Raw genomic sequence first — 20,951 nt, 5'->3', positions numbered from 1 at the left:
CCACAACTCCGCCGTCTGCACCCTGGCCGCCGTCCTGGTCACCCGGCTGGCCGCCTGCTGGCGCAGCCGCACCCCCTACCAACTCCGCGATCTCGACGGCCGCCCCCTCACCGTGGAGGAGGCCAAGGCGATCTGCGCCGAGCGATACGCGGTCAGCGACGCCGACCGCGCCAAGAACCGGCCCAAACGCGCCAGCACACGGCTGAAACAGGGCACCAAACAGGACACGAAACAGGGCACGAAACAGGGCACGAAACAGGGCACGAAACAGGGGACGAGCCGACGCGGTCAGGAGTCGCCACACGACGCTCCGGCAGCCGGCCCGTCCAGCAGCAAGGCTACCCGCCACACGACGGCCTGACCGGCCCTCACCACCCCCAACCGACGCGCAACGCCGTGACACCCAGTCCCGGCGTCGACCCCGCCTACCCTGATCCTTCAAAGCTTGATCGGCTTGACTTCCGTTAGGAACTCAAACTTGGCCTCGGTTCGCGACAAAACCGCAGGTCACAGTCCCCGTCAAAAGATCTACCTACCTACCTACCACCATCCGAAGAGCCATCCGCCAGGCCCGATCAGGAGCTGGACACCAACCCGCGGACCCTCAACCCGCGAAGAACGGGCCTCCTCGCGATCATGCGCAGCTACGCGATCGGCGCGCTACGCCTGCTCAACTTCACCAACATCGCCGACGGAACCTGCTGGGCCCCGCGACGACTTTCACAACCCGCTGATCGCTCTCGGTCTCACGATCTGAGAACTCCTTCAGCCCTGACCGCGCTCCCCTATCAACGCGGACATATCCGCCCGCAAAGTCACCACGTGGACATATTCGCGCCAGTTCTAGCGGTGCGGGTGGCTTAGCCGTGATTGGCGCGTTGAAGGTTGCGGGCGGGCAGGTTCGCGTTGGTGTTGGGCGTGGTTGTTCTAGCTGGGGATGGTTTGAAGATGGGCGGGATCATGTGTTTGCGTCGATGTGGGGCTAAGGTCGACAGGTCGTAGGGTCAGATGGTTCGGAAAATGGCCGGCGTTTGTGAGGCGCTGGGGTGTCGAAGGGGAGTTGCGGGATGCGGGCTGTGTTGGTGCTGAATGGGCCGAATTTGGGGCGGTTGGGGAGCCGGGAGCCTGATGTGTATGGGGCGCATAGTTTTGAGGATCTTGTGGTGCTTTGTGAGGAGGCTGGGCGGGGGCTGGGGCTGGCGGTTGAGGTGCGGCAGACCGACGATGAGGCGGAGATGGTGAAGTGGATTCATGAGGCGGCCGATGGGAGGACGCCTGTGGTGTTGAATCCGGCCGCGTTCACGCATTACTCGTATGCGCTTCGGGATGCCATCGCGCAGCGGACCGCGCCCTTGGTGGAGGTGCACATCTCCAATCCGAACGCGCGGGAGGAGTTCCGGCACACGTCCGTGGTGGCGGCGGTGGCGACGGGGACGATCGCCGGGTTCGGGTTCCAGTCGTACGTGCTGGCGTTGCGGGCTATCGCGGAGGGCGAGAGCTGACGTGGGGCCATCCCCCGCTAGGTTGTTGTGGGCGAAATAGGGATGGTGAGATGACGCGGTATCGGTCTTTTGTCGCGCTGGGGGACAGTTTCACCGAAGGGCTCAACGATCCTGGGGCGGATGGGCGGTTCCGGGGGTGGGCCGATCGGGTGGCGGAGCGGCTGGCGCGGCTGGAGCCGGGGTTCCGGTACGCGAATCTCGCGGTGCGGGGCAAGCTGATCGATCAGATCGTCGCGGATCAGGTGCCGGTGGCCATGGAGATGCGGCCGGATCTGATCAGTTTCTGCGCGGGTGGGAATGACCTGCTCCGGCCGGGGAGCGATCCGGATCGGATGGCCAAGAAGGTGGCGGCGGCCGTACGGGATCTGCGGGGGACCGGGGCCGATGTGCTGATGTTCACCGGGGTTGATCCGCGGGATACGCCGATCATGCGGCGGGCTCGGGGGAAGTTCGCCACCTATTACCTGCATTTGCGGTCGATCGCGGATCTGTGCGGATGTCTGGTGGTCGATCAGTGGTCGATGCAGGGGCTGCGGGATTGGCGGGCGTGGAGTGACGATCGTCTGCACATGAACGAGGACGGTCATCGCATGGTCGCGGCGAAGGTGCTGGATGTGCTGGGGGTCGCGGCCGAGGATGACTGGCGGAAGGTGTGGCCGCCGCGGGAACACGTGAATCTTTCGGTCAAACGCCGGGAGGACGCGCAGTGGCTTCGCGAACATTTCGGTCCTTGGATCGGGCGGCGGCTGCGGGGAACCTCGTCCGGCGACAACGTCACCGCGAAACGCCCCGACCTCACGTTCTTCGACGAGTGACCAAACTTTCATGGTCACATCCCCCGGTGGACGATTGCCGGAGCTGAGGGCTCGGCCGACGGGTGGGCAGTCCTCCTCTCAAGATGGGAGCGAGGTCGGCTGCACGGGTGCACGGCGGACCTGTACGCCTGGGCAGTCCTCCTCTCAGGATGGGAGCGAGGATGGGTGCACGGCGGACCTGAACGCATGGGCAATCCTCCTCTCAAGATGGGAGCGAGGCCGGCTGCACGGGTGCACGGGTGCACGGCGGACCTGTACGCCCGGGTAGTCCTCCGTTCAGGATGGGAGGGAGGGGGCGGACGGTGCCGCTGGCGCGCCCGGTAGTTCGGCGCCGGCGGGCAGTAGCGGTTCGCATGCCTTCACCGCCGCCCCGTACCTCGCGGAGAGGACGTCGACGCGGTCGCCCTTGATGTTGAGGTTGATCAGCCCGTCCGAGGAGACCGCGACCTCGGGAAAGTCGGGTAACCCTTGTGAGCGCATGCAGGTGGTGAACGCCTTGCCGTCTTCGACGGTCGGGGCGGGCGGGGTGGCGGCGTTCCCGCCCACTACCGCGGCGAGGACTGTGGCGGCGAGGATCGCGTTTCTGATCGTGGAGCTGGACATGATGATTCACCCGTTTCTGTCGATGAGGCCAGAGAAGCCGAGGGCCGGTTACAGGGCGGGAACAGCGGCGGTTACCGCGCTGTAACCGAGGGCGGGGCATCCTGGGGGATCATGAAGGTGTTGGTGGTCGAAGATCACGAGGAGCTGGCCCAGACGGTGGCCGCGGGGCTGCGCCGCGAGGGCATGGCCGTCGACGTGGTGCTGGACGGCGACGCCGCACTTGAGCGGACCTCGGCCAACCACTACGACGTTGTCGTCCTCGATCGGGACCTGCCCGGCCTGCATGGCGATGAGGTGTGCAGGTCGCTGGCCGGCGCGGGGCACCCGGCGCGCGTGCTGATGCTCACCGCCGCCGGGACGATCGACGACAAGGTGACCGGGCTGGGCATCGGCGCCGACGATTACCTTCCCAAGCCGTTCGCCTTCGCTGAGCTGGTCGCCCGGATCCGGGCGCTGGCCAGGCGGTCGCGACCGGCCCTCCCGCCGGTGCTCGTCCACGGTGACCTGCGCCTCGACCCGGCCACGCGGATCGCCACCCGCGACGGGCGTCGGCTGCCGCTGAGCCCCAAGGAGTTCGCCGTGCTGGAACTGCTGCTGGCCGCCGGGGGCGCCGTGGTCTCCGCTGAACAGCTCCTGGAGCGGGGCTGGGACGAGTTCGCCGACCCGTTCACGCAGACCGTGAAGGTGACGATCAGCCGGTTGCGCCGCAAGCTCGGCGACCCGCCGCTGATCGAGACGGTCCCGCAGGCCGGGTACCGGATATGAGGTCGGTACGGCCGTTCTCGGTGACCGCGGTGAGGCGACCGGTACGGCTGCGCCTGACCCTGCTCTACAGCGGCCTGTTCCTGGTGGCCGCGGTGCTGCTGGTCGCCCTCATCTACTTTCTGGTCGAGCACTCGCCCTTCCCCGGAGCGCCGCCCGCCCCTGCGCCGCCCGGCGGTCTAGGCTTGCCGGTCCCGGTGCCCAAGGTGGAGGAGCAGCAGACTGAGAACCTGCGCCGGCTGCTGGTCAACTCCCTGATCGCGCTGGCGGTCATGGCGTTCGCGTCGATGCTGCTGGGCTGGCTCATGGCCGGGCGCGTGCTGCGGCCGCTGGGCGACATGACGGCCACCGTCCGGCGCATCACGGCAGACCGGCTCGACCGGCGGCTGGCCGCTTCCGGGCCGGATGACGAGCTCAAGGAGCTGGCCGACACCTTCGACGAGCTGCTGGATCGGCTGGAGGCCGCGTTCACCGCGCAGCGGCGCTTCGTCGCGAACGCCTCCCATGAGCTGCGCACCCCACTGACGCTGCAGCAGGCCATGACCGAGGTCGCGCTCGCCGATCCGGAGGCCGATGTCGAGTCACTGCGGGCCGTACTGGAACGCCTGCTGGCCGCCGGGCAGCACCAGGAACGGCTCATCGAGGCCCTGCTCACCCTGGCCCGCAGCCAGCAGGGCCTGCATCACCGGCAGCCCCTCGACCTGGCCGCGATCACCGCCCAGGCCCTCGATCGATCTGGCGACCCGGCCGTTCACATCGAGTCCGCACTCCACCCGGCACCGGCGTCCGGCGACCGGGCCTTGATCGAACGCCTGGTCGCGAATCTGCTGGACAACGCCTTGCGGCACAACGTGCCCGGCGGCTGGATCAAGGTGGCAACCGCCGTGCAGTCCGGCCGTCCCACCCTGAGGATCTCAAACAGCGGCCCAGCGATCCCGCCTGATCAGATCCACAGGCTCTTGCAGCCCTTCCAGCGCCTGGAAACCGGCAGGAAGGCTTCCGGCGACGGCCTGGGACTGGGCCTGTCGATCGTCGCCGCCATCGTCAAGGCCCACCACGGCACACTGGAGGCCCGCCCCCTCCCGGAAGGCGGCCTCGAAGTGACCCTCGCCCTAGCGTCGTGACAGTTCGCCCTCACCCAGCGACCAGAGCGCGCCTTCGCCTTCGACGAGTCCCACCCTTGCCGTGAACGTGCCCGTGTCTGCGCGAAAAGGCTTCGCTAGCAGAGAGGTCGTCCCAGGCGCATGTGAGTTCGGCATCCGCCTCGTCCCCCACACCCAAGGCGAACTCCACGTAGGCGACCTGGTAACCATCCTCACCTAACCGAGAATTCCCCGCCGACCCCCGGCGCCGATCACCTCCGCACCCCTCCTCGCCGCACCGGCGCCAAATAGGCCCTGCTTCTCGGGTGCGAGAGGGTTTGCGCCATTTCCTTGTGGTGCCGACGTCGACCACCTCCGCGCCCCTCGCCGGACCGGCGCCGAATGGGCCCTGCTTCTCGGGTGCGAGAGGGTTTGCGCCATTTCCTTGTGGTGCCGACGTCGACCACCTCCGCGCCCCTCGCCGGACCGGTGCCGAATGGGCCCTGCTTCTCGGGTGCGAGAGGGTTTGCGCCATTTCCTCGTTGTGCCGACGTCGACCACCTCCGCGCCCCTCGCCGGACCGGTGCCGAATGGGCCCGGCCTCATGGGTGCGAGAGGGTTTGCGCCATTTCTCGTGGTCAGGTTGGGGTGGTTAGGCGTTTTAGGGCTTGGCGGACTTTTTGGGGGTCGGTGGTGCGCCAGTACGGGGGGAGGGAGTTGAGGAGGAAGGAGCTGTAGCGGGCGGTGGCGAGGCGGGGGTCGAGGACGGCGATGACGCCGCGGTCGGTGGTGGAGCGGAGGAGGCGGCCGGCGCCCTGGGCCAGGAGGAGGGCGGCGTGGGTGGCGGCGACCGTCATGAAGCCGTTGCCGCCTTTGGCGGCGATGTGGCGCTGGCGGGAGGAGGAGAGGGGGTCGTCGGGGCGGGGGAAGGGGATGCGGTCGATGATGACGAGGGTGAGGGAGGGGCCGGGGACGTCCACGCCCTGCCAGAGGGAGAGGGTGCCGAACAGGCAGGTGGCGGGGTCGGCGGCGAACTTCTTGACCAGCTGGGAGGTGGAGTCGTCGCCCTGGCAGAGCAGGGGCACGGTGAGGCGGTCGCGGAGAGCCTCGGTGGCGGCTTTGGCGGCGCGGGTGGAGGAGAAGAGGCCGAGGGTGCGGCCGCCGGCGGCTTCGATGAGCTCGGCGATCTCGGTGAGGTAGGCCTCGGGGAGGCCGTCGCGGCCGGGCTGGGGGAGGTGCTTGGCGACGTAGAGGATGCCGCTGCGGGTGTGGTCGAAGGGGGAGCCGACGTCCAGGCCGGTCCAGCCGTCGGCGCCGAGGCCCCACTGGGCGGCCATGCCGTCGAAGGTGCCGCCGAGGGCGAGGGTGGCGGAGGTCAGAATGACCGTACGGTCGCCGAAGAGCTTGTCGCGGAGCATGCCGCCGACGGAGAGGGGGGCGACGCGCAGGGTGGGCGGGACCCGGCCGTGCCCGGCGTCGAGCCAGACCACTTCGGCGCGGTCCACCTCCGAGTCGCCGCCGAACGCGTCCAGCATGCGCTGGGCGGTGTCGTGGACCTCGTCCAGAGCGTTGAAGGCGGCTTTGCGGAGGCTCGCGTTCTCGGGGTTGTCCTTGTCCCCCGAGCGGGGGCCCAGGGCGGTGAGGCAGCCGAACGCGGCGTCCCGGACCAGAGCCAGGGACATGCCGAGGGAGTTGGGAAGATCGTCGATCCGGCCGGGAGGCGCGGCGGCCAGCAGGGACTGCAGGTCCTCGGCGGCGGCCTGGAGCCGGTCGGCGACGCCCTGCTCGATCAGGCGCCCGGCCCGGCGGGCGGCGATGCCCACGCCGGTGTCGGAGAGCTCGTCGGTGACCACCGAGGTCACCCGGTCCACCAGCTCGTGCGCCTCGTCCACCACGACCACGTCGTGTTCCGGCAGGACCGCGAAGTCCTCCATCGCGTCGATGGCGAGCAACGCGTGATTGGTGACCACCACGTCGACCAGCCCGGCACGTTCCCTGGCCAGCTCCGCGAAGCATTCGCCGCCGCTCGGGCAGCGCTGGGCGCCCAGGCACTCCCGGGCGGTCACCGAGAACTGCCGCCAGGCCTGCTCGCTGACGCCGGGCACCAGCTCGTCCCGATCGCCGGTCTCGGTCTCCTCCGCCCATTCCTGGATCTTCTGCACCATCCGCCCGGTGGCGCTCACCTCACGCGGGTCGAAGAGCTGGTCGCCCTCGTCGTCCGGCATGCCCACCGTGGCCTTGTAACGGCACAGATAGTTGCGCCGCCCCTTCAGGATGGCGAACTCCGGCTTCTTCGGCAGCTCGCCCTCCAGCGCCTCGGCCAGCCGGGGCAGATCCCGGTCCACCAGCTGCCGCTGGAGCGCGATCGTGGCCGTGGACACCACCACGGCGTGCTCGGAACCGGCGGCGTGCCGGATCGCGGGCACCAGGTAGGCCAGCGACTTCCCGGTGCCGGTTCCCGCCTGGACGGCCAGGTGCTCCGACTTCTCCAGCGCGTCCTGTACGGCTCTGGCCATCTTGACCTGACCTGGTCTTTCTGCGCCGCCGAGCTCCTTTACGGCGGTGGTGAGCAGCTCTTCGACGGACGGCAGGTCGGGTGTTGGCACGGGAAAACCGTACCCTGCTTGGCCGCGCCTGTGTCTGGACTGAGGAGCGCAGGTCGCGGAGCGGCCGGAGTGACGAGGGAAGACGCAGGCTGAAGGCGGCCAAGCCCGCCGATCCGAAGGATCGGCCATGTCACAGCACTGACATCCGTGCCCTGTTATCGGTCTGTGACCGGGAGACCACATCCCGAAGTTCGGGCGTCCGCGGGCGAGATGCCATGGCACACTGGCCCCACCGGCCCTAGGCCAAAGACGATCAAAGACGATCTACCTCGGGTGTTCTGGTGACGGTCCGGCAAGGCCGGAATAGGCGTTTCGGTAGTGTTTCTAGAGGTCGAGTGGACGGATAAGGGCAGGTAAAGGCACTATGTCTGTCATGTCGGAAGTCGTCCCGCTGCCGTCGTTCGGCGAAGTTTTCTTTGACGCTAGAGGTCAGGACCGTGTTTTACGCGTCACCTGGCACGAGGGGACCCTCGTGCTCAGCCTCTGGCGCGGCGAGATGTGCACGGCCAGTTTCCGTATGCCCATGGACGATGTCGGCCGTCTCCTGGAGACGCTCGACGTCGGATTCGCCGAGGCCGGCGGGACGCTGGAGGCGCCGCACACCACCGTCGTGGACGGGACCGGTCCCTTCCCGCAACCCGAACTAGAGGACTACCCCGGAACCGGGCAGTACACCCGGCCACCGGCCCCGGGCCCGTACGAGCAGGGCTACCCGGACACCCCCGCCTACGGCCAGCCCGCACCGGCGCCGGCCGCGCTCGGGCCCAACGACGTGCTCGTCGCGCGCGGCAACCCGAACCGGGACCGCCTGGTGGCGGTCGACTCCGGCCCCCAGCGCGTCCCCGTACCCAGGGAAGTGCCCCGGGAGGCGCCCCGCGAGCAGAACCCGTACGAGCCGGCGGGCCCGGCGGAACCGGTCTACCAGTTCCCGTCGCCGATCCCCGGCCGCCCGGCCTACCGCTTCGACCCGGAACCCCAGCCGGAACCGCAGTACCAGGAACAGCCGCAGTATCCGGAGCACGTGTACCAGAACTACCCCCCTGAGCCCCGCTATCAGGATTACCAGCAGGAACCCGCGTACTACCAGCCGGAACAGCAGCAGTACCAGGACCCCAGGGACCCCCGCTACCAGCAGCCCCCCCAGGTCGACCCCAACGACCCGCTCGGGCTGGGGCCCGTGGCCCGGCCGTACGTGCCGCCCAACGAGCAGATGTACGCCACCGGCGAGCGCCTGCGCCCGCCGGACCGTGACGACCAGCGCGATTGGTGAGACCGCACGGGCCTGAGCACGCCCGGCGCGGCATTACGCTGATCGTCTGATGGACGCGATCTCGGCACTCCAGCTGCTTCTGCTGCCCGCGGGCGCGCTCGCGGTCGCCGGGTTCGCCCGGCGGATGGACTGGAGCGCTCCGCTGCTGCTGGTGCTCGCGGGGTTGATCGTCTCGGTCATCCCAGGCGTCCCGGAGTACAACCTCAGCCCGGAAATCGTGCTGCTGGTCTTCCTGCCCCCACTGCTCTACTCGGCCGCGCTGGACAGCTCCTACCTGACGCTGCGCGACGTGAAACGCCCGATCGCGCTGCTGTCGGTGGGCCTGGTGCTGTTCAGCATGCTGGCCATCGGCCTCACCGCGTACGCGATGATTCCCGGCCTGGCCCTGGCCGCCGCGCTGGCCCTGGGCGCGATCGTGGCCCCGCCGGACGCGGTGGCGGCGGCGGCGATCGGCCGCAAGCTGGGGCTGCCGCGGCGCACGATGACGGTGCTCACGGGGGAGAGCCTGTTCAACGACGCGACCGCGCTGACCGCCTACCGGGTCGCGGTCGGGGTGATCGCGGGCGCGGGCGCCAGCTTCCTGACCGCGACGGGCGAGTTCCTGTACGCGGCCGGGGTCGGCCTCATGATCGGCATGGCCATCGCCTACCTGGCCGGCCTGCTCCTCACGAAGATCGACGACGCGCTGGTGGCGAACGCGTTCTCGCTGATGATCCCGTACGCCGCCTACCTGGCCGCCGAGGTGGTGCACGCTTCCGGCGTGATCTCGGTGGTGATCGTCGGGATCTACCTGGGCCACCAGATGAGCAACACCTCCTACGGCACCCGCCTGCTGTCCAGGGCCGTCTGGCAGGTGGTCGACTACCTGCTGGAAGCGATCGTGTTCGCCCTGATCGGCCTGCAGCTGCTCCCGCTCATCCGCGGGCTCGAGGGTGAGAACCCCTGGCAGGTGACCGGATACGCGGTCGCGCTGTTCCTGGTCGCGATCCTCGCCCGGTTCGTCTGGCTGATCCCGGGCACCTACCTGCCCAGGGTCCTGTCCCGCAAGATCCGCGCGCGGGAGGCCCCGATCCCGTGGCAGCAGGTCGCCGTGGTGGGCTGGGCCGGGATGCGCGGCGTGGTCTCGCTGGCGGCGGCGTTCGCGCTGCCGGAGGTGAACCTGCCGGAGCGCAACCTGCTGCTGTTCCTCACCTTCGCGGTGGTGATCGGGACCCTGGTGATCCAGGGCATGTCGTTCCCGTGGCTGATCAGGAGGCTGGGCATCAGCAACGAGCGCGAACGTTTCCAGGATGATCTGACCGAGGCCGCGGCGCAGCAGGCCGCCGCCGCGGCGGGTCTGGCCAGGCTCGAGGAGCTGGTGGCCGAGGGCGTCCTGGACGTGCACGAGCGGGTGGTCGAGAAGCTCCGCACCCGCTCGGAGCACTCGGCGCTGCAGGCGTGGGAGCGGCTCGGCGGCGGCACGGGACCAGAGGGCGAGGAAACCCCCGCCACCGTCTACCGGCGGTTGCGCCGGGAGATGCTCGCCGCCGAGCGTCAGGTGTTCATCCGGCTGCGCGACGAGCGCCGCATCGCCGACGAGGTGCTGCGCCGCGTCATGGCGGAACTGGACTTCGAAGAGGCCACGCTCGAACGCGACTAGGGCGTCCCGCCATGCGATCCCTGCGCCGACGGCTGTTGCCTAATTCACCCCGGCGATGAGTTCCCCGAAGAGGCGATTCGCCGTGGGAGAGGTGAACTGGCGTTCCAGTTCCGCTCGGGCGACCTGCTTGCGGAACTCTCCTTCGTAGGAAGCATCACCGGCGTTGTGCATGAGCTCAGTAATCCATGTGGCGAATGCCTGATAGTTCCAGATATGGCGCAGACAGGTCGAGGAGTAGCTGTCGAGCAGACTCGAATCGTCTTTCTGGATCTGGTGGATGATGGCACGAGCGAGCACCTCGGCGTCGTAAAGGGCGAGGTGTATTCCTTTCGCGCTCATCGGAGGAACGATGTGTGCCGCGTCCCCGAGCAGGTACAGCCTGCCGTAGCGCATCGGGCTGTACACTGCGCTCCGCAGCGGCACGAGCCGTTTGTCGATGATCCGGCCGGTCGCCACGGGTGTGCCGAAACGAGCTTCCAGTTCGCTCCAGATGCGCTCGTCCGGCCACTGCGAAAGGGTGTCGTCGATCGGGCACTGAAGATAGAGACGACTGGCGTTCGCGCCGCGGGGGATCAGTCCAGCAAGGCCACGAGAGTGTATGGCCATGCCCGAGGGATTCGCCGGTACCTCGGCCAGGACGCTCAGCCAGGCATACCCGTACTCATGGGAGTGACGAGTAAGGGCGTCGGCGGGGATGGCCGCCCTGCTGACGCCACGGTCGCCGTCGCAGCCGGCGACGAAGTCGCAGCTGATGACCTTCGTCGAGCCGGCGATGCCCCGATAGCGAACAAGGGGACGCTCGCCGTCGAGGCCTTCCAGGGAAACGTCGGCGGCCTCGAAGCGAAGGTCTCCGCCGTCGCGAAGGAAAACATCCGTGAGGTTCCGGACGAGGACCTGCTGAGGGCAGAAAAGACTATCGTTGTTGTCGTCCTCCCCGAACTCGATCGATAGCTCTTCTCCGTCGATCCAGAAGCCGCTCCCAACCTCCGGGATGGGGTCACCCGCCAGCACCTCTTCGAGCCCCCACTCGCGGAACATACGAACCCCGAGGCCGTCGATAGTCCCGGCCCGTTGCCGCTGCTCGACGTACTCACGGCTGTGCTTCTCCAGAATTATGCAACCGATGCCGTTGCGCACCAGGAAATTGCCGAGCGTAAGTCCGGCGACCCCGGCCCCAACGATAACTACGGCAGTGTCCTCGCCTGTTTCACCCATGTAGTTCCGAGCCTCCTTGAAGAAAGCGGTGGTACGACTGTGCCGCCCGGGTGGTGCGGCGTTCCGGCCACCACTCTGAACCCGACAGCGGTCACCGCCAACCGGTGAATGGACAACGAATGCCGAAAAGCCGCCAACTTGGCGCTGCCCAAACTCTGCGGAAGGCGCCCTTTGGTTACCTGAGGCCTGGTGCGGTTACTTCGTGTCGTCGCGTAGATCCGCTTGGTAGCGGCCCGGGGTCTGGCCGACGACCTCGGTGAACGCCTCGATAAAGCTCGAGGGGTTGGACCACCCGCACTCCGTCGCGGTGTCGGTGACGGACCGGCCGTTGGTGAGATGGACCAAGGCGTGGTGGATGCGCAAGATGGTGCGCCAGCGGTGGAAGCTCATCCCGAGCTCGGTGCGGAACAGACGGCTCAGGGTGCGCTCGCTCGCTCCCACCGCCCGTCCCAGCTGGGCCAGGGTCGCGATCCGGCCGGGATCGGCGTGCAGGAGATCGGTGACGGCACGCAGCCGGTCGTCGCGGGGTTCGGGTAGGTGCAGGGACTGCTCGGGGGTCTCGGCGAGCTCGTCGATCACCACCGCGCGCAGCCGCTCGTAGGCGCCGGGGCGGACCTCCCGCCGATCGGTCAGTGCCAGGAGGGCCTCTCGCAGGAGGGGGCTTACCGCGAACACGCTGGGGTGTGCCACGAGCGCGTCGCACAGGTCGGCCGGGATGGCGACGAGGCGGACGTCGGTCCTGCCGTAGAAGCGATGAGAGTGGTCGAATCCGGGCGGCGTCCACGTCACCCGGTTGGCCGGGGCGACCCAGGTCCCGCGTTCGGTCGTGGTGGTCAGGGCGCCGGCGGCCGCGTACACCAGCTGGCCCTGGGTGTGAAAGTGGGCGTCGAGGTGGTAGCCGTGCGGCAGCCAGCCTCCACTACGAGGCACCCATAGCGTCGAGGGCAGTGGGGAAGGTTGGCGGGTTTCCGGCATCGACCGTCAGCTTACCGGTGGTACGGCGCCTGCGGCAGGCCAAGGATTGCCATATGAGCATTGACGTACGGGCGTGCACCGGAGGGACCGTTGAGTAGCCTCGGATCGATAGCGATGGCAGCCAGGCACCGGCGGCCTAGCCATCGACGAATGTTGACGCTGACCGTCCAAGGCCGCGAGCGGATCAGTCCGCACTTCATGTCCATCACGCTGGGCGGAGACGACTTCCAGCATCTGGAGCAGTCCGGGTACGACCAGGCGGGCCGCCTCTTCTTCGCCGACCCCGGCCAGGACGAGGTCGTGCTCCCGAGCAGCGAGAAGTGGATGCTCCAATACACCCTGCAACCGGCCAAACGGCGTCCACGAGTCAGGTCGTATTCGATCCGGCGCTTGAGGCCGGAGATCTCCGCGTTCGACATCGAAGTCGCCATCCACGAGGAGCAAGCCTCGGACGGGCCCGCTGCTCCCGGGACCGCGTGGGCGCTGGCGGCCGAGCCCGGCGACAAGGTCGGTTTCCTCGACGAGGGATACTGCTACGTGCCCACCCCTGGCGCCGCCTGGCAGCTTCTCGTCGGCGACGAGAGCGCATTGCCGGCCATCCTCGCGATCCTGGAGCGCTCCACCGACGCGCTGCCTGCTGAGGCATTCCTTGAGGTCCCCACCAGCGAGGACGTCCGCCGCGAGGTCATCGCACCCGCGGCCACAAGAATCCACTGGTTGCCTCGCAACGAACCCTCCATGAGGCCAGGTACGCTCGCTCTCCAGGCCGTGAAGGACGCACAACTGCCTCCAGGACCCTTCTACACCTGGACGGCGGGCGAGTCCTCGCTCCCCACCGGCATCCGCAGGCATCTCGTCAGCGAACGCAACGTCGCCAGGTCCGACATCGCCTTCCGCGGCTACTGGAAATACGGCAGAGCCAGTCTCTGACCACGTCGCACTGACGTCACCAGGAAGAACGGCCCGCCACGCCCTAGCCCATCAGGTTGTCGAGGTAGCACCAGCGCCAGGTCTCGCCCGGCTCGAAGGAGCTCATCACGGGATGCCCGGTCTCCTTGTAGTGCGCGGTGGCGTGCCGCCCCGGTGAGGAGTCGCAGCAGCCGATGTGCCCGCAGCTCAGGCAGCGGCGCAGGTGTACCCAGCGTCGCCCTTCCCGCAGGCACTCCTGGCAGCCTTCCGGGGTGGTGGCCGGCGGATCGCCGGCCGTGGTCAGATGCTCACAAGTCCCCATAGAGCAGATGGTACGTGTTCCGATCAGGGTTCCCGTCGTCACCCGGCTCCGTGCGTTAGAGTCGCGGGCATGCGACTTCTCCCCGTTATTACCCTTTCGATGGCGGCGGTTCTGGTCACAGGATGTGGCGCGATCGAGGAGGTCACCGGAGCCGCCCAGCAGACCCAGCAGTGCATCGAGGCCGCGGGCATCGTCACCGAGACGGTGTCCAAGATCACAAGTCTGGCCGGCGACCCGGCCGAGGTGGAGAAGGCGCTCAACGAGGGCGCGAAGAAACTGACGACGCTGGCCGACGACGCGGCCAACACCTCGCTGAAGGAGGCCGCCGACGGTGTGGCCGCCAAGCTGGACGGCTACAACGTGCAGGACGCCAACGACGCGGTCGACGCGCTCCAGAAGATCGCCACGGATTCGGTCGCGTGGGTGGAGACGCTGACGAAGGCATGCTCCTGAATCCCTAGGGAAAATGTGGTGAAATATCCTATTTTCCATGGAAGGCAACGAGCCTGACCCCCGCTTCACCCTCGCCAACGAACGCACATTTCTGACGTGGTTGAGCACCTCGCTCGCGCTCTGCGCGGGCGGGGTGGCCATCGCGGCCCTGCCGGAACACCTGTTCGTCTCGTGGGCGCGCACGCTGCTGGCGCTGGTGCTGGTCACCCTCGCCGCGTTCGCGGCCCTGCTCGCCTACCCACGCTGGCGCCAGGTCCAGCGCGCCCTCCGCCGCGCCGAACCGCTCCCGCCGCCCCGCCTGGCCCCCCTCTTCGGGTACGGCGTCGCGCTGGTCGCCCTCGTCGCCCTGGTATTGATCGTCATCAGCGCATGACCGGCCTGCAGAGCGAGCGCACCCGGCTGGCCTGGGTGCGCACCGCGGCCGCGCTGGCCACCATCGGCCTGGGCGCGGGCGGCGCGGCCCTCCGGCACCGGGCGGGCCCGGTGACCGGCGCCTTCTTCCTGCTGGCCGCGCTGGCCGGAGCCGTCCTGCTGGCCAGGACCGGCCTCCGCTTCTACCGCGTCCAGCGGGCCCTGCGCGACGGCCTGCCGCTGGACGACACCTTCGACGCGCAACTCGCCTGGGCGGGCACCCTGGCCGTCATCGCCGGATCACTGTCTTTCCTGCTTTTCTGAATATTTCAGCTGCTGTCCTGCGGTAATACGCCGGAGATGTGGTGGTTCCGGGAGGCCTCGCTAAGGTGCGGCTTCATGCGAACCCTCCCCTTGATCCTGCTTTCGGCCGTCCTCGCCGCCGGGTGCTCCACGCCGGTGACCGCGCCGCGCGCCGACCTGCCCAAGGAGTGCTCGGAGGCGCCGGTCCTGATCGGCGCGAAACTGTCGGAGTTCAGCTCGCTCGCGGAGAAGCCCAAGGAGCTGAAGACGAGCATCGCGGCCGCGGCCACCGAGGTCGAGGCGAAGGCCGCGAGCATCCAGGACACCGCCATCAAGCAGGCCGTCCAGGGCTTCGCCGACGAGCTGAAGAAGATCGAGGTGACCACCCGCAAGTCCGCCGTCGACGCCACCCAGACCGCGATCGCGGGCGGCACGGGCACCATGGAGAAGGTCGCGAAAGCCTGCGCCTGACCGCCAAAGCAAAACGCCCGGGCTGGGCCCGGGCGTTTCACCGAAGAGGGACCCCTTCCCCTGGGTTCTCTTCGCTTATTGCCGCGCCTTCGGCACGGCGGCTCGGTCGCTTTCAGCCAGTGTCTTCCCTCGTCACTCCGGCCGCTTCGCGACCTGCGTTCCTCAGTCCAGACACTGGCGCGCCCTCGCTAATACCAATTGTGCGACCTAAAGTGCCCCCACGCACCACATGGTGAGCCATATCGGCCCTTGATGTATCTCAACCCCCAGCGGATCTGGGTTGCCGGGTTGAATCGCCAGTCCCAGGCCACCAGGCCCATCTTGTGGCCGGGTAGCGCCTGCGGGATGCCGTACGCGCCTGACGAGCGGTTGTAGGCGCGGTGGTTCCAGTTGCTCTCCCGGGTCCACAGGCTGTCCAGGCAGCGGAACTGGACGGGTGACCAGAGCCGCCGGCTGACCAGTTGCGACGCGAAGGCCTTGACGTCGTTGGTACGGATCTCGCGGGCCGGGCGGTAGATCTGCTTGGCGGTGGTCCGCCAGGTGCCGTAGTGAACCTGCGACTCGCCGTTCTGCTGCGCTCCGATCCGCTCAGGTTCGCTCTCGGCGAGCGCCGGGGCCGAACCTAGAGCCGCGATCGTGAGCACGGCCGCGGCGGTGGTGCTGCGCATGGCGCGCTGTCTGTCCATAACGCTCCCTTCTCCGGGTCGCGTGCGGAGACGGGCGCGTGAACGCGCCCGTGCGCGGTCCCGCCCATGGCGTGGGCGTGGCCGTCCGCTCGGCCATGGGCCGGATTTCCCTGGGGCAATCCGGCGGCTCCGCGACGGGTCCTTAGCGCGGATTGAAGTACGCCGACCCGGCCTGCCGCGCCGACTTCGACACGCTGCGGAGAGGTATTTGCCGATCACGCGCCGAACACGGCACGTCTCGCGGGGCGGAGCTGACCCGGCCCGAAGACGATCAAGGAGTGGGCTGCCCAGAAGATGGCCCGCGCGTGGGGTTTGAGATCGGAGCCCGGGGATGCGCGCGGGACACGCCTCCGAAGCGGAGGCGGAATCATGTTCTAGGTAAAGTCGGGCTTATGAGCATTCTTGATATCCCGGTGACCACCCTGGCCGGTGCCCCTACCACCCTCGGCGAGCTGCTCGGCGGCAAGGCCGCCCTGGTCGTCAACGTCGCCTCCCGCTGCGGCCTCACCCCCCAGTACGGCGGCCTGGTCCAGCTCCAGGACACCTACGGCGAGCGCGGCTTCACCGTCATCGGCGTGCCGTGCAACCAGTTCATGGGCCAGGAGCCCGGATCGGCGGAGGAGATCCAGGAGTTCTGCTCCACCACCTACGGCGTGGACTTCCCGCTGCTGGAGAAGACCGACGTCAACGGCGACACGCGGCACCCGCTCTACCGCGAGCTGATCGGCGACGGCGCCGATATCCAGTGGAACTTCGAGAAGTTCCTCGTAAACGCCGATGGTGAGGTCGTGTCCAGGTTCGCGCCGAAGGTCCAGCCGGACGACCCCAGCCTGGTCTCCAGCCTGGAGAAGATCCTCTGATCTTGGTCAACAAAGAGTGATCATTCTCTGAAGTGAGCGCGTCCAGTCCGATTCACGCACCGTTCTCACCGTGGAATGGGGCCATGTGACCCGAATGCGGGGCTCAGCACATCTGGCGCCGGGGAGTCGGAATGGCCGCACAACGTAAGTTCACTCTTCTGCTGGGGGCGGCCGTCGGCGTCGCTCTCAGCGGACTGTCCCTTAACGCCACCGCGCTCGCTTCGAGCGCGGCGGTACCACCTACTAGCGGGTATCTGGCGGCGGCGATCGCCCAGCCGTACCCACCCCAACCTCCCACGTTCGAGCAGGGCTACGCGGACGGCTACGCCGCTGGTTACACCATCGGCTGGCTGGCCGGCCGGGCGGCCGCGGCCGCCAACGCGACGGGGACCGGGGGCACCAACGCGGCCCCGATCGTGCCGCCCGGCGCGCTGGCCTACGCCGCCGGCTTCCGGGCGGGCTTCCTGGCGGGCTACGAGTCCGGCTACGAGGACGGCGAAGAGCTGGGCGACCCGCCGGTGCCGCACCCGTGCATCACCAAGCTCGTTCACAAGTGTCACAAGCACCACAACGACAATGACAACGATAACGATAACGACAACGACAACGACAACGACGTCGACAACGACAACAAGAACAAGAACAGAACCGACATCCGCATTGACAACGATCAACGCCAGGACAACGATCAGCGTCAATCCGTCGATCAGCGCGTGAACGACCGTAAGCGCGAGCGCTTCGATCGGCGCGAGAGCTTCGATCGGCAGCGGGGCAACGTGATTCGCGGGACCAACGTGCTCCACACGGATGGCAGAGATCAGCTCGATCACAGCGACCGCAGCGATCACATCGTGCTGGATGGGGGCGACCACGGCGACCACGGTGGCCGCGATGACCACGGTCGGCACGGTCATCACTTCGGGCACGGGGATCGTGATCACGGCGAGCACGGGGATCACGGGCACCAGTGGGGTCGTGGCGACATCCAGGAGTTCGGCAACCTCATGGACGCCGGTGACTTCGCCGACGCCGGGGATCTCGGCTGGGCCGGCGGCCGCGGGCGCCAAGTGGCCTCCGGTGGCGGGGGCGGGGGCGGCGCCGCCGCCACGCTGCCGTGGACCGGAGCGCCGGTCGGCGCCGTGGCCGCGGTCGGCGGGGGTCTGCTCGCCGCCGGCGTGACCGGAACCCTGATCGCGGTTCGCCGTCGCCGCGCGAGCGCTGCCGAGTAACCAGGGTGAACAAACGCCGCCTGCTGGCGGGCCTCGCGCTCATCGGCGCGCTGCCCGCCATGGCCGCCGGGTGGTCGGCCTACCTGGGCCTGACCACCTGGCACCACCTGACCGCGACCCGATCAGCCCTGGCCGAGGCGCATGACGATCTTTCGTCGGCGTTGTCGTCCGCTCGGTCGCGCGCCGGGCGGGCGGGGACGCAGGAAGCCGGGAAGCCGCTGCTGGACTCCCTGCCGGACTTCGCGAAGGCGCTGTCGGAGGCGCGGGAGCACGCGGCGGCGGCCCGGCGGGTCACCGGGGGAGCGGACTGGGATCTGCTCTCCCGGCTGCCCGTCATGGGCGAGGAGGCGGCGGTCGTCCGCGGGATCGCGCGGGCGGCGGACCAGCTGACCCTCGCGCTCGACGAGCTGCAGGAGGTCGCCGTCGCCTTGCGCGGCTCGATCTCCGGCGGCGTTCCCGGCCTGACCGGGCTGCTGGCGAAGCTGGCCGGAACCGACGTCACGGGCGCGGTGCAGCGGGCGCGGCTCCGGCTCCTGCTGGCTCGCGGCGAGCTGACCCGCGTGCCGGAGAGCACGGGGGTCGGCGCGATCGACGCCGCGCGGGCCAGCGCGATCAAGGAGATCGACCGGCTGCGCGGCTGGGTGGACAGGGCGGCGCAGCTCGTCGCGCTGCCCGCGCTGTTCGGCCGGGACAAGCCCAGCCGCTACTTCCTCGCGTTCCAGACCAACGCCGAGGCCCGGGGCACGGGCGGTCTTGTGGGCGCGTTCGGCATCCTCTCCGCCGGTGGCGGGCGTTTCGCGATCAAGAACCTGGCCGCGAACAACGGGCTCAGGAACGCCACCACGCCCGTGGTCGATCACGGGCCCGCGTATGTCGCGCGGTACGGCCCGAGCGCGGTGGAACTGCTGTCCAATTCCAACCTCTCACCCCATTTCCCGTACGCGGCGGAGACGTGGACCCGGCTCTGGCAACGGCAGACCGGCACCCGCCTGGACGGCGCCATCGCGACCGATCCGGTCGGCCTGGCCCGGATGTTGTCCCTGGTCGGACCGGTCACGCTGCCCGGCGGGGAGCAGGTCACGGCCGCCAACGTGGTCGATCTCACCGAGCGCGCGGCCTACGCCCGCTACCAGGATCCGATCGAGCGCAAACGTTTCCTCGTCACGATCGCGCGGTCGGTCGGCGACGCGCTGACCCGGCTGCCCGGGCTCGAAGCCCTGCCCGTCTTCTTCCAGCTCGTGGAGGAGGGCCGTCTGCGGATCTGGAGCCGGCACGACCGCGACCAGGCCCTGATCGCCACCACCCCGCTGGGCGGGACGCTGTCCACCGCGCGCGGACCGTACGCGGGCCTGGTGGTCAACAATTCCGGCGGCACCAAGCTCGACTACTACCTCGACCGCGAGCTCAACTACGACCTCGGCCCCCGGGAGGGCGACTGGCGCACCAGCCGGATCCGGATCCGGCTGACCAACGACGTGCCCGAAGGCACCCTCCCCAAGTACGTGACGTACCGGATGGACACCCCGCACGACCAGCCGCCCGTCGGCGCGAACAAGATCTGGTTCTCCCTGTACGCCCCCGTCGGCGCCACCCTCAAAGCCGCCAGGATCAACGGCGCCGCCACCGAGATGATCGTCGAGGAGGAGCGGTTCCACCCCGTCTACTCCAAGGTCATCGAACTCGGCCCCCGCCGGACCGCGACCATCGAGCTGGACCTCCGCGAGCCCCACAGCGCGGCCCGCCCGAACGTCCCGGTCCAGCCCCTGGTGCGCCCGCAGCGCACCACCGTCACCTGCGCGGGCCGCAGCTGCCCCTGATGATCAGCTGGGTCGGCAGCATGACCGTCTTCGGCCGCCGGCCCTGGCGCATCACCAGCTCCGCCGCCCGATACCCGATGTCCTGCGCGGGCTGGGCCACCACTGTCAGCGGCGGGGAGCAGAGTTCGGCCCACGGCACGTCGTCGAACATCACCAGCGACAGGTCCCGCGGAATCCGCACGTCCAGCTCCCTGGCCGCCAGCACGGCCGCCTCGCCGAGCATGTTGTCCCCGGTCAGGACGGCCGTGATGTCGGGCCGTCGCTGGAAGAGACCGGACGCCGCGGCGTAGGCGGAGTCGCGGCTCGCCCGCGCCGGCACCACCAGCTCCTCGTCCAGCAGCTCGCCCATCGCGGTGCGGAACGCCCGGGTCCGCTGGGTCTGCCCGTGCCGGGCCAGGAAGCCGATCTTGCGATGGCCGAGCCCGGTCAGGTATTCCACCGCCGTACGCACTCCGGCCCGGTCGTCGGCGAGCACGGCCGGCACCTCGTCCAGCACCCGCTGCTGCCCGGGCGCCGGGTCGCGCCACACCCGCCGGTCGGCGAAGACCACGCTCAGCCCCGCCCGGAGCGCGGGCGCCCACATCTCGCCGTCCCCCGACGGCACCGCGATCACACGGTCCATGCTCTGCTCCAGCAGCGACCCGACCAGGTCGGCCTCCTGCTCCGGGTCGTCGCCGGTGACGCCGATGGTGACCGGCTCGCGGTAGGAGCGGGCGCAGGAGAGCACGCCGTCCGCGAGCCGCGCGTAGAAGTTGTCGGTGATGTCCGGCACCAGCAGCGCGATCCCGCCGCTGCGCTGCTGCCGCAGGTTCCGCCCGAGCGCGCTCGGCCGGTAGTCCAGCTTGGTGGCCGCGTCCAGCACCCGCTCCCGCGTCTCCGCGCTCGCCGATCCCCCCGACAGGACCCGCGAGACGGTCGCCACCCCGACCCCGGCCATCTCGGCCACGTCCTTGATCGTCGTACGGCGCTGCGCTGGACTGCTCATGGAAACGATTCCATCAGAATTCCACAGTTACCTCCAGTCTCAATACGATAACGGGAATGTCATGACAGGCGGAAACTAAGGGAATCGCTTGACAGG

22 protein-coding genes are annotated in these 20,951 nt (G+C 68.9%); 15 read left to right on the top strand and 7 right to left on the bottom strand.

The genetic code is table 11. The features are described 5' to 3' along the window. The 3 genes from Amac_RS54030 to Amac_RS39415 all read left to right on the top strand — a co-directional run. Nucleotides 1–361 (top strand): hypothetical protein (locus Amac_RS54030; protein ID WP_218041567.1); only part of this gene is annotated, 361 nt, incomplete at its 5' end. A 706-nt stretch (nt 362–1,067) separates the two neighbouring features. Further along, complete coding sequence (aroQ, locus tag Amac_RS39420; protein WP_155359526.1) at nt 1,068–1,502, top strand: type II 3-dehydroquinate dehydratase; 435 nt, start codon at nt 1,068–1,070, stop codon at nt 1,500–1,502. A gap of 50 nt (nt 1,503–1,552) precedes the next feature. Further along, nucleotides 1,553–2,317, top strand: a complete 765-nt coding sequence (locus Amac_RS39415) for an SGNH/GDSL hydrolase family protein (protein WP_155359525.1) — start codon at nt 1,553–1,555, stop codon at nt 2,315–2,317. A gap of 276 nt (nt 2,318–2,593) precedes the next feature. On the opposite strand, the gene Amac_RS39410 is transcribed toward Amac_RS39415, so the two are convergent. Next, nucleotides 2,594–2,920 (bottom strand): hypothetical protein, encoded by a 327-nt coding sequence (locus tag Amac_RS39410; protein WP_155359524.1) that lies wholly within the window; start codon nt 2,918–2,920, stop codon nt 2,594–2,596. Between the two features lie 111 nt (nt 2,921–3,031). Here Amac_RS39410 and Amac_RS39405 point away from each other — a divergent pair, with 111 nt between their 5' ends. Then, complete coding sequence (locus Amac_RS39405; RefSeq protein WP_155359523.1) at nt 3,032–3,685, top strand: response regulator transcription factor; 654 nt, start codon at nt 3,032–3,034, stop codon at nt 3,683–3,685. After that, complete coding sequence (locus Amac_RS39400) at nt 3,682–4,806, top strand: sensor histidine kinase (protein ID WP_155359522.1); 1,125 nt, start codon at nt 3,682–3,684, stop codon at nt 4,804–4,806. Before Amac_RS39405 ends, Amac_RS39400 begins: the two co-directional genes overlap by 4 nt. A gap of 596 nt (nt 4,807–5,402) precedes the next feature. On the opposite strand, the gene Amac_RS39395 is transcribed toward Amac_RS39400, so the two are convergent. Next, entirely contained in the window at nt 5,403–7,370 is a 1,968-nt protein-coding gene (locus Amac_RS39395; protein WP_246269006.1) for an ATP-dependent DNA helicase, read from the bottom strand. A gap of 373 nt (nt 7,371–7,743) precedes the next feature. Between Amac_RS39395 and Amac_RS39390 the strand changes: the two genes are divergently transcribed. Further along, nucleotides 7,744–8,640: a hypothetical protein gene (locus Amac_RS39390; RefSeq protein WP_155359520.1), complete on the top strand. Its 897-nt coding sequence runs from the start codon at nt 7,744–7,746 to the stop codon at nt 8,638–8,640. Nucleotides 8,641–8,689: 49 nt separating this feature from the next. Further along, complete coding sequence (locus Amac_RS39385) at nt 8,690–10,279, top strand: Na+/H+ antiporter (RefSeq protein ID WP_155359519.1); 1,590 nt, start codon at nt 8,690–8,692, stop codon at nt 10,277–10,279. 39 nt (nt 10,280–10,318) lie between these two features. On the opposite strand, the gene Amac_RS39380 is transcribed toward Amac_RS39385, so the two are convergent. Beyond that, nucleotides 10,319–11,494 carry a 4-hydroxybenzoate 3-monooxygenase gene (locus tag Amac_RS39380; protein ID WP_155359518.1) on the bottom strand — a complete coding sequence of 392 codons (1,176 nt, stop codon included), beginning with the start codon at nt 11,492–11,494 and terminating at the stop codon, nt 10,319–10,321. A gap of 195 nt (nt 11,495–11,689) precedes the next feature. Next, the gene (locus Amac_RS39375) at nt 11,690–12,424 is read right to left on the bottom strand and encodes a helix-turn-helix domain-containing protein (RefSeq protein ID WP_218041566.1); all 735 of its coding nucleotides are present in this window, start codon (nt 12,422–12,424) and stop codon (nt 11,690–11,692) included. Nucleotides 12,425–12,619: 195 nt separating this feature from the next. On the opposite strand from Amac_RS39375, the gene Amac_RS39370 reads away from it, so the two are divergent. Further along, complete coding sequence (locus Amac_RS39370) at nt 12,620–13,399, top strand: siderophore-interacting protein (RefSeq protein WP_218041565.1); 780 nt, start codon at nt 12,620–12,622, stop codon at nt 13,397–13,399. Nucleotides 13,400–13,442: 43 nt separating this feature from the next. On the opposite strand, the gene Amac_RS39365 is transcribed toward Amac_RS39370, so the two are convergent. Then, nucleotides 13,443–13,700 (bottom strand): ubiquitin carboxyl-terminal hydrolase 14, encoded by a 258-nt coding sequence (locus Amac_RS39365; protein ID WP_155359515.1) that lies wholly within the window; start codon nt 13,698–13,700, stop codon nt 13,443–13,445. Nucleotides 13,701–13,769: 69 nt separating this feature from the next. Here Amac_RS39365 and Amac_RS39360 point away from each other — a divergent pair, with 69 nt between their 5' ends. The 4 genes from Amac_RS39360 to Amac_RS39345 all read left to right on the top strand — a co-directional run bounded on the left by Amac_RS39360 (nt 13,770) and on the right by Amac_RS39345 (nt 15,278). Then, complete coding sequence (locus tag Amac_RS39360; RefSeq protein WP_155359514.1) at nt 13,770–14,153, top strand: DUF8711 family protein; 384 nt, start codon at nt 13,770–13,772, stop codon at nt 14,151–14,153. A 37-nt stretch (nt 14,154–14,190) separates the two neighbouring features. Next, on the top strand, nt 14,191–14,526 hold the full coding sequence (locus tag Amac_RS39355) for a YidH family protein (RefSeq protein WP_155359513.1): 336 nt from the start codon (nt 14,191–14,193) through the stop codon (nt 14,524–14,526). Continuing rightward, complete coding sequence (locus Amac_RS39350; protein WP_155359512.1) at nt 14,523–14,828, top strand: DUF202 domain-containing protein; 306 nt, start codon at nt 14,523–14,525, stop codon at nt 14,826–14,828. The genes Amac_RS39355 and Amac_RS39350 overlap by 4 nt, the downstream gene beginning before the upstream one ends. Before the next feature lie 75 nt (nt 14,829–14,903). Next, complete coding sequence (locus Amac_RS39345) at nt 14,904–15,278, top strand: DUF8711 family protein (RefSeq protein WP_155359511.1); 375 nt, start codon at nt 14,904–14,906, stop codon at nt 15,276–15,278. A 188-nt stretch (nt 15,279–15,466) separates the two neighbouring features. Here the strand turns inward: Amac_RS39345 and Amac_RS57750 are convergent, their stop codons facing one another. Then, nucleotides 15,467–15,964: an aggregation-promoting factor C-terminal-like domain-containing protein gene (locus tag Amac_RS57750; protein WP_218041564.1), complete on the bottom strand. Its 498-nt coding sequence runs from the start codon at nt 15,962–15,964 to the stop codon at nt 15,467–15,469. 392 nt (nt 15,965–16,356) lie between these two features. On the opposite strand from Amac_RS57750, the gene Amac_RS39335 reads away from it, so the two are divergent. From Amac_RS39335 to Amac_RS39325, 3 genes are all read left to right on the top strand, one after another. Continuing rightward, nucleotides 16,357–16,824 carry a glutathione peroxidase gene (locus Amac_RS39335; protein ID WP_155359510.1) on the top strand — a complete coding sequence of 156 codons (468 nt, stop codon included), beginning with the start codon at nt 16,357–16,359 and terminating at the stop codon, nt 16,822–16,824. A gap of 131 nt (nt 16,825–16,955) precedes the next feature. Beyond that, nucleotides 16,956–18,053, top strand: coding sequence for a hypothetical protein (locus Amac_RS39330; protein WP_155359509.1), 1,098 nt, complete (start codon nt 16,956–16,958; stop codon nt 18,051–18,053). 5 nt (nt 18,054–18,058) lie between these two features. Beyond that, complete coding sequence (locus tag Amac_RS39325; protein WP_155359508.1) at nt 18,059–19,870, top strand: DUF4012 domain-containing protein; 1,812 nt, start codon at nt 18,059–18,061, stop codon at nt 19,868–19,870. Here Amac_RS39325 and Amac_RS39320 read toward each other — a convergent pair. Further along, on the bottom strand, nt 19,842–20,855 hold the full coding sequence (locus Amac_RS39320; RefSeq protein WP_155359507.1) for a LacI family DNA-binding transcriptional regulator: 1,014 nt from the start codon (nt 20,853–20,855) through the stop codon (nt 19,842–19,844). The two genes, Amac_RS39325 and Amac_RS39320, sit on opposite strands and share 29 nt — an antisense overlap. Nucleotides 20,856–20,951 lie beyond the last annotated feature (96 nt).

This window comes from Acrocarpospora macrocephala (assembly GCF_009687865.1).
GTDB classification, from domain to species: Bacteria; Actinomycetota; Actinomycetes; order Streptosporangiales; family Streptosporangiaceae; genus Acrocarpospora; species Acrocarpospora macrocephala.
This window is presented reverse-complemented; position numbering and strand designations above follow the sequence as displayed.